This is a genomic window from Paracidovorax anthurii, from assembly GCF_003269065.1.
GTDB classification, from domain to species: Bacteria; Pseudomonadota; Gammaproteobacteria; order Burkholderiales; family Burkholderiaceae_C; genus Paracidovorax; species Paracidovorax anthurii.
In genome coordinates, this window is the sequence record NZ_QLTA01000091.1 from 1 (window position 1) to 9,645 (window position 9,645).

General features: G+C 68.3%; 2 protein-coding genes. Both read left to right on the plus strand.

What is annotated here, in order from left to right; genetic code table 11:
- Positions 1-335 (plus strand): hypothetical protein (locus AX018_RS23690; RefSeq protein WP_211322519.1); only part of this gene is annotated, 335 nt, incomplete at its 5' end.
- 2 nt (positions 336-337) lie between these two features.
- Positions 338-9,645, plus strand: a 9,308-nt coding sequence (locus AX018_RS25835; protein ID WP_111882649.1) for a putative Ig domain-containing protein, incomplete at its 3' end; no start/stop codon positions are given.

Below are 9,645 nucleotides of genomic sequence, written 5' to 3' on the forward strand. Positions count from 1 at the left end.
TCAGCGTGGGGCCGTTCAGTGTGGACACGGATTGTCCCATCGGCTCCTATGAAACCTTCACCCAAGTGAATGATGCTTGGAGAAGCGTGAGCTATAAAAATCTGCCAAAAGAATTTACTAGGCCAAATATGTCAGTGACTTATGCGCCAGACATGCCGGACCCTAGAAGAAAAGGGAAAATTTTAAGTGCTGATGAAATTCAGAAGCTGCTAGCCAGCAAGAAGCGTCTCGTGGCAGGCGCATCAGGAACCACATGGCGCCTAGTGGATAAAAACGACCACGGCCGACCTATCGATTGCCAGGCATATCCGGTAGTACAAAAAGGGAGCAAATAAAAGTGAATCGCAACGTAGAAATTGCGTTGCTGGCGGGCGCCAGCTATGAATCCAGCCGCGCAGACAACAACAAGATTCCGGTTCCGGAAGGTTGGACTGCCTTGAATATCGCTGGCTGGCCCTATGGCAGCCAGCGCCGACCAGAAACCAACGTCCCCGGCCGCGTGTACTGGCAAGACAGCACGACCGGCTTCGAGGCAGCGGCCTACGTGAAGGGCAGCGAGGTGGTGGTGAGCTTTGCGGGAACGTACTTCGAGCGTGAGTTGAAGCCCGACATGTTCGAAAACAACATACCGCTGGGAGCGGGCAAGCTGACGGATCAACTCCGACAGGCGGCCGAGTTCGTGGTGCGCCTCAAGCAGAACCCGGCGATGGCGGGCAAGAGCATCACGTTGACGGGGCACTCGCTGGGCGGGGGCCTGGCCTCGGCGATTGGCGTGATGCTGGACGTGCAGGCCGTGACGTTCGACCCTGCACCGTTCCGGGCGGCGGCGAGCATGGAGAACGCCGAGGCGCTCAACGCCTACCTGCAGCGCCAGGAGCTGGCGCCCGATGCGAAGCTGGCGGACTACTCCACCTCCGGCCAGGTACCGGTCCCCCTGGGTCTGGCGATGCGCCTGCTCGGGCCGACGGTGGCTGGGGCTGCCTCGGCAGCGGGGCTACCCAGCATGGTGATGGTCCCCGTGACGGTGGCGCGCGAGGCGAATGTGCGTGCCATCGCGCTCAAGGGCGAAATGCTGACGGGCGATGGGGTGGACTGGTCGGTGCGCGACAAGTTGCGCATCTATGGCAGCGGTCTCGACCTGGTGGAAAACAGCTCCGATGCGAGCGTGGTGGCACTGCACTCACAGGCCCTGCTGGCGCTGATGCTGGAGAGCCGGGACGGTTCGGCGGACCAGGGCTTCTATCTGGCGGCCCAGCGGTACAAGCCGTTCCTTGGCTTGTTTTCCAACGAAGTTCTGTTCAGGGCCCAACGCACTGACTTCGACGATCCGACTCCGGCTGAGCACATCCTGCGTCACCAGTTCGGCGTAACCCAGGGCAGCCCGAACAACGCGCTGCCTGTGGCGTCCGACCAGATGCTGGACGTGATGGGCAAGGACCTGAACAAGATCGGGATCCCCACCGCAGGTTTCGGGGCGTTGTTTCAGGAAGGGGTGCTGGGGGCTGTGCTGCGCCACTACTACTCCGCCGTCAGCCCGCAAGCCACGCCTTACCGGTACGACGGCACGGCGCTCAAGACGTTGCTCAAGGCAGAAGCCGGAGGCGTGTCCTTTCTGGTGAGCGATGTGGAGGCGCCAGGAACTCGGTTCGCCTACAGCGCCAAGTTTGCCGAGGGCATCCTGGCGCAACCCATCGATCCGTCCTGGCGGGCTGGTGCGTACCGCACCGCCGTGATTTCTGCAGCGTACTCCGCGGAGCGTTTCGCCGTGGCGACCCAGGGTGCGCTGCGTTACCAGTCGGTGAGCGATGGCTTGAAGGACATGGCCATCGGTGCCGACGGTGCCGACGTCTTCAACACCGGCGGGGGCAATGACCTGGTTTTCGGGGGCAAGGGCAACGACACCCTGGACGGCGGCACGGGTGATGACTACCTTGCCGGCGGCGAAGGCAGCGACACCTATCAATTCACGGGCAGCTTCGGCCGGGACACGGTACTGGACATGGACGGTCGGGGCGTTATCCAGATCGACGGCAAAACCCTGGGCGAGGCAAAGAGCGCGGGCAAGGCAGACGTGTGGGTGGCCGATCTGGAGGGACAGCGAGTGACGCTGACCTATCGTGAGCAGCCAGGTTCTCCCAACGGCAAGCTGGTCATCACCCGCGCGGGCAACGTGGCGGACACGATCACGATCGACAACTTCGATGTGACCCAGGCCAAGACCGATGCCGGGTACCTGGGAATCAAGCTCGAATCCAAGGTCCGTGTGGCACTGAGCGACAAACCGGGCGTCAGCCCGTTCGAGGACCCCCGATTCCAGCCGGAAACGTTGGCAGGTACGGCCACCGTGCAGGACGGCGGGGGAGATGTGTTCTCGCTGCATCTGAATCGCCCTGCGCAGGCCGGGGACACGGTCACGCTGTCGCTGAGCGCCTTGCAGGACCAGTTCCAGATCGTCTCCGCGGGAGCCGTGCTTCCTTCGGGGCCCGCGGTGGTGACCCTTGCGGAAGGACAGACCGAAGTCGTGTTCGCGCTGATGCAGACGGGTGATTCCGCCGCCGGTGGCAGCGCCCGCCTCGAAGCAGCCTACAAAGGCAAATCGCAGGATGGTGCGGATGGCACGCAGCAGGTGACTTCCAACCGCTGGGACGTGTCATTGGTCGCATCGGCGCAACCGCAGCCCGCTTCGGCCTACGACCTTGCGACGCAGACGGGCCGCGATGCCTACGATCGGCTCGCCCAAGCGCAGCAGGACGCAGGCGTGCGGTTGAGCAATGCCGCGCAGGCGGGCGCCAACCGCCATGGCGCGGCCGGGGGCGCGGGCGCGGACGTGCTGGAGGGCGGCGCGGCGGCGGCCACGGCCCGGCAGTGGCTTTATGGCCAGGCGGGCGACGACGTGCTGTACGCGGGAGCGCCGGTGGACCTCGCATCGGCGATCACGGCAGGCGAGACGCAGTCGGGCAGCGGCAATGGCTTCATGAGCCTTTCGGGCGGCACCGGGGACGACCGGTTGCTGGGTGGCGCGGGCGACGACGTGCTGTATGGCGGCGCGGGCGCGGACACGATCGTGGGCGGCGGGGGCGCGGACATCATCCTGGCCGATGGCAACGGTGAATCCCTGGTGGTGGGCGATCCGGCGCAGGCGCACGGCACGGGAAGCAACGATGCGGAGACGGGCCAGCCGAGGCTGCTGCTGGCGAGCATGGCGCTGGCGCGCATCGGCACGACGCCCTTCGACAGCGTGGGCCAGCGGGTGACGACGACGGACCTGCGCACGTTCGGCGTGAACCCGCTGGCGGAGGTGGACATGTCGGGGTTGCTGCAGATGCGGGCCGAGGACATCCGGCCGCTGGCGGGCGACACGCGCACCTACGCGGCGGGCTCGCAGGCGACGTTCGGACAGTTGACGGGCGGGCAGGCGTTCATGAGCAACGTGGGCAAGGCCGCGGGCGCGGGGGCGGACACGGTCTACGCCGGTGCGGGCGACGACGTGGTGAACGCGGGCGCGGGCGACGACATCGTGTTCGCGGGCACGGGCAACGACATGGTGGCGGGCTACGACGGGAACGACTTCATCGAGGGTGGCGAGGGCGACGACTGGCTCGACGGCGACTACGACGTGGTGCCCGCGGAAGGCCTGGCGGCGGTGGAGACGCAGACCATCCACGGCGCGCAGATGGTGGTGCGCAACGTGCTGGAGGCCTCGCGCCACGGCAATGACGTGCTCGATGGGGGCGCGGGCAACGACCGGCTGCACGGCGGCGGGCGCAACGACATACTCTACGGCGGCACCGGCAACGACGAACTCTACGGCGACCACGTGCGCATGAACGGGCCGGAGACGGGCGACGACTTCCTCGATGGCGGCGACGGCGATGACACGCTGGTGGGCGGTGGTGGCAGCGACGTGCTGCTGGGCGGGGCCGGCAGCGACATCCTGGAGGGCGACGACCGCGCGGACCAGGTCGACGCGCAGTGGCACGGCGCGGATCGGCTGGACGGCGGCGCGGGCAACGACTCGATGTACGGCGGCGGCGGCGAAGATGTGCTGCTGGGCGGCGACGGCAACGACTGGCTGGCCGGCGAGGACGAGCGCACGGTGGATGCGGTGTCCACGCTCACGGGCGACGACACGCTGGACGGTGGCGCGGGCGACGACACGCTGGTGGGTGGCAACGGCAACGATGCGCTCATGGGCGGCGAGGGCCGCGACACGCTCTATGGCGGCGCGGGCGACGACACGCTGATCGGTGGCGCGGGCGCGGACCTGCTCGACGGCGGGTTGGGCAACGACACCTACGTGATCGATGCGGGCGATCTGCCCGAGGGCTCCTCCGACACCGCGGAACTGCTGCGGGACGCGGGCGGCGACGACACGGTGAGGCTGTCCGGAATGGTGTCCTCCTCGCGCACCGACAGGGCGCAGGACCTTGCCATGCGCATGGGCGAGGTGTCCGAACGCCGCGGCCTGGTGTTGGAAAACGGCTTCACCGGCGCGTTCGAGACCCTGGTGATCAATGGCGTGCAGGTGTCCACGGCGGACTGGATCCGCGCCAACGTTACCGAGGACAAGGTGCTGACGGCGAGCGCCCGCGGAGTTGCCTATGGCGGCCGGGGGATGGACCGGCTGGCGCTGTCTGCGGGTGGGGGAACGCTGCAGGGTGCGGCAGGCAACGATGCCTTCGACCTCTCGCAGGCCCGGGAGACGGGCGGCGCGCTGCTGACGTTCCAGCTGGGCGATGGCCAGGACACGGTGACCGGCTCCGTGAGCGCGGCGACGGCGGCGAGCCGCGCCGCCAATGTGTTCGAGTTCGGCGCCGGCATCGCGGCCGATGGCGTGGCGCTGGTGCGCAAGTTCGATGGGCAGGGCATGGCCCTGTACCTGCGCTATGGCGAGAGCGGCGATATGGTCCGGCTGGACGGGCTGTCCGGGGAAGAGGACCGGCCGTTCGATCACATGCGCTTCGCGGACGGATCGACGCTCGCCTGGACCGATCTGGTCGAGCGCGGCATCGTGCTGGACATGCGCGAGCGCACGGATGCCAATGCCCACTACGGCGAGGGAACGCCCTACCGGGACCTCATCACGGGCCGCGACGGAGCGGACCGGATCTATGCCGGCGCAGGCGACGACGTGGTGAACGCCGGCGCGGGCGATGACCAGGTCTTCGGGGGCTCCGGCAGCGACACCATCGACGCCGGCGCGGGCAATGACGTGGTCGACGCGGGCGAAGGCCGCGATGTGTTTCTCTACGGCCGCGGCGATGGCGCGGACAGCTACTCCGCGGGCAATGCGGAGCCGGCGTCCGGCGACGTGATCCGCTTCAAGGAAGGCCTCGCGGCATCGGATCTGATGTTCTCGCGGGTGGACGATGACCTGCTCGTGCGGGTCATCGGATCGCAGGACCGGTTGACCGTGAAGGCGGCGTTCTCTTCGCAGCCGCTGTCGCGGATCGAATTCGCCGACGGGCATGCCGTGGCCTTCACGGACCTCGCCCTCACGCCGGGCCAGGCCCAGGCGACGGAGGGCGACGACGGAGAAATCCACCTACTGCCCGCGGGCGACACGGTGGATGCACTCGGGGGCAACGACACCGTCCATGGAGGCGTGGGCAACGACACCATTGATGGCGGAGCGGGCGCCGACGTGCTGTTCGGCAATGCGGGCGACGATGTGCTGGTGGACACGCGCGGAGACAACACCTTCGATGCCGGCGAGGGCAATGACCGCATCACCGGGGTGGGCGCGTCCGTCGATGCGGGCACGGGCGACGACGTGGTGGAGGTACCGGGCGCGCGTATCCGGCTGGGCGCAGGCAACGACACGCTGGTGGTGCGCAGGTCCGCCGTTCCCTCGCAGCCCACGCTGCTGCTCGATGGGGGCACGGGCGAGGGACGGGGGAGAACCATCCGGTTCGCCACGGGCATCGCGCCGGCGCAACTGGAGATGTCGAGTGTGCTCGGCGATGGCGGCCGCAAGGATCTCTCGATCGCATGGGCCGGGGAAGGCAATGCGGGAACGCAGGAGCTGCGCATCCTGGGCTTCATGGACTTCGCGGAAGGCCAGCGCGGCATCCGTTTCGTCTTCGAAGATGCGCCGCAGAAGGTCTGGAGTTTCGACGACCTGTACCAGCGCGCCAATGCGGGCACGGCCGGCGACGACGCGCTGCGCGGCACGGCCGGCGACGACCAGTTGCAGGGCCTGGCCGGCAACGACACCATCGAAGGCTTCGCGGGCAACGACGTGCTCGACGGAGGCGCGGGCGCCGACACCTTGCGCGGGGGCGACGGCAACGACGTGCTGATCGCGGGCGAAGGCAGCCCCACGGGCAGCGACATGCTGTACGGCAACGCGGGCGACGACATCCTCTATGCCTCCGTGACCGGCTCCTCGCAGCTCTCGGGCGGCGAGGGCGCGGACACCTTCCGCATCGGCCCCTCGGGCGGTCCGCACACCATCGTGCGCGACGATGCCGTGGTGCGGGACGTGCTGGAGTTCGATGCCGCGATCGCGCCGGCCCAGGTGTCGGTGGCGCACGTGGACGGCTCGGCTGTTCTCAGCGTGAAGGATGCGGCCACCGGAGCACTCAAGACGACGGTCGTGCTGTCGGGGCTGTTCTCCAGCGCGCAGCCGGGGGGCGTGGCGCAGGTGCGCTTCGCGGGCGATCCGGCCACGGTCTGGACGCTGCAGGACCTACGGCAAAAAGCCCTCGTCGGGGGCTCGGGGCACGACAGACTCGCGGGCTTCGATTTCTCGGACGACCGCCTGGTGGGCGGAGCGGGCGATGACATGCTGTCGGGCCTGGGCGGCAACGACGTGCTGTCGGGCGGTGCGGGCTTCGACACGCTCGCGGGTGGAGCGGGCGATGACGTGTACCTCGTGGGCCGGGGCGACGGCCGCGACGTGATCACAGAGGCGGGCGGCTCCGACACGCTGCGCTTCGGGGCGGGCATCGCGGCGGCGGACGTGCGCCTGGTCCGTACCTCCAGCGCGGCGGCGGACGCCACGGGGCGTGCCACGGCCTATGGCGCCACGGATTCGCTCGTGGTGGTGGTGCCCGGCGGCGGACAGGTGTGGATCCCGGGCTTCTTCGGCGCGGAGGGCGGTGTGGAGACCTTCGAATTCGCCGACGGCACCCGCTGGAGCGCGCAGGACATCCAGGCCCGCATCGTGGACGCGCGCGGCGCGGCCGGCGCCCAGCAGGGCACGGCGGCGGACGATGTGTTCACCGTGGACGACCCCGGCGATACCGTGACCGAGGGCGCGAGCCAGGGCACGGACACCATCCGCAGCGCCGTCTCCTACGTGTTGCCGGCCAACGTCGAGAACCTCACGCTGACCGGCACGCTCGACATCGCGGGCATCGGCAACGGCGCGAACAACGTGATCGTGGGCAACGCGGGCAGCAATGTGCTCGACGGCAAGGAGGGCTTCGACCGGCTGGAAGGCGGCGCGGGCGACGACATCTATGTGGACATGACGGGCGATGCTTACGCCACCAACATGGACGAGCTCTTGGAGCAGCCGAATGGCGGCAACGACACACTGCAGCTCAACGCCAAGAACCGGACCCTGGCGGAGAACGTCGAGAACCTCGTGCTGACGGACTGGTCTAACACGGTGCGCATCCAGCCGGTGGATTCATACTTTGGTTTCCAGTCTTCCTATCGGCTGTACGACGCCCGGGCCGACGACACCCGGGTGCGGCTGTCGGGCAACGCCCTGGACAACGTCATTGACGCCACCAACCAAGGTCGTATCGACACCACGCTGATGCGGGATCGTTCCGCTTGGTTCGGCGGCCTCGTGCTGGATGGCGTCGGCGGCAACGACACGCTGATCGGCGGCGCGGAAGACGACTTCTACGTGGTGGACAGCGCGGGCGACAAGGTGGTCGAGACGGGCGTCGATGCCAACGGAAATCAAATCTCGGTCAACGACACGATCGTTTCCTCCAGCATCTCCGTGGACCTGTCGGGGATCGCCAACGTCGAGCACATCGAACTGCTGGGCGACCAGGTCTTGAGCGCCACGGGCGACGACCAGGCCAACCAGATCCGGGCGTCCAGGAACACGGCGCGCAACGTGCTCACCGGCAAGGGCGGTGACGACACCTACTACGTAGGGCTTAACGATGTGGTGGTGGAGGCGGCGGGCGGAGGCACGGACCGGGTCATCCTCGACGTGGTGGCGATGGGCCAGGCGGCGTGGCGCTCCAGCGGGAAGGTCTTCCGCCTGGATGACTACGCGAACGTGGAGAACCTCGCGGCCAACGGCAAACTGCGCGGAATCGATCCTGCGCAGGGTGTGCACCTGATCGGCAATGCCGGCAACAACATTGTGAGCGGCTCGATGCAAGATGACATCGTGGAGGGCGGCGATGGCGACGACGTGGTGGAAGACCAGTATGCGGCCATCCGCCCCACCGCGGCGCTCTGGTCCGCGGGCCAGGACCAGGACGAACTGAAGGGCGGCGCGGGCAACGACCGCCTCGTGAGCCATGCCGGGCGCGACACGCTGGACGGCGGCGCGGGCGACGACGTGCTGGTGGGCGGCGATGTCTATCTGTTCGGCCGGGGCGATGGGCGCGACGTCATCGAATCGTGGACGGGTCGCGTGAGCGGCGAGCGCAGCCAGACGCTGCGGTTCAAGTCGGGCGTCACGGCGCAGGACGTGGTGCTGCGGCGAGACGGGGATGCCCTGGAGGTGTCCCTGCGCGGTGCGCAGGATGCCGTCACCGTGAAGTCCTTTTATCAGGACGCGGCGGTCAGCGGAGTGCGGCGCATCGAGTTCGCCGATGGCACAGCCTGGGAGTACGAAGCCCTGCTGCGCCGGGCGGATCCGAATGCCGTGAACCATGCCCCGGTGCTGGCGGCCCCGCTGGCCGATGCCCGCGCGTCCACGGGCGCGGCCTTCAGCCTCACGGTCCCTGCCGGCGCGTTCACGGACGAGGATGGCGATGCGTTGACCTACCGTGCCACGCAGGCCGACGGCAGCGCGTTGCCGTCCTGGCTCGGCTTCGATGCCGGCACGCGGACGTTCCGCGGCACCCCGGCCCAGGGCGACACCGGCGCCATCGACGTGAAGGTGACGGCCACCGATGCGATGGGTGCGGTGGCGTCGGACCAGTTCGCGCTGGTGGTGGAAATGCAGAACCGAGCGCCCGTGGTCAACGGCTGGATCGACGAGCAGGTCGTCACGGAGCAGACCCCGTTCCGCCTCACCGTGCCCGAGGGGCTGTTCTCAGACCCGGATGGCGACACGCTGCGCTGGAGCGCCATCAACCCTGCCAGGGCCGACCGGGCGCTGCCGGCCTGGCTCAGCTTCGATGCCGCCACGCGCACTTTCACGGGCACGCCGCCGAGCGAGGAGGGCGGCCGGCTGATGAATTTCGTGGTCGTGGCGACGGACAGCGCGGGGGCGTCGGCGGAGGTGTATTTCGCGCTGATCGTGAACCAGCCTCCGGAGGCTCGGCAGGCGATCGCCGCGCAGTCGTTCAAGCAGGGCGGCCCGTGGAGCTTCAAGGTACCGGCGGGCACCTTCGTGGACGACGACCGCGACACGCTGGCCTACGGCGCGACGCTCGCGAGCGGCGCGGCGCTGCCGGCCTGGCTGAGCTTCGATGCGCAGACGCAGACGTTCCAGGC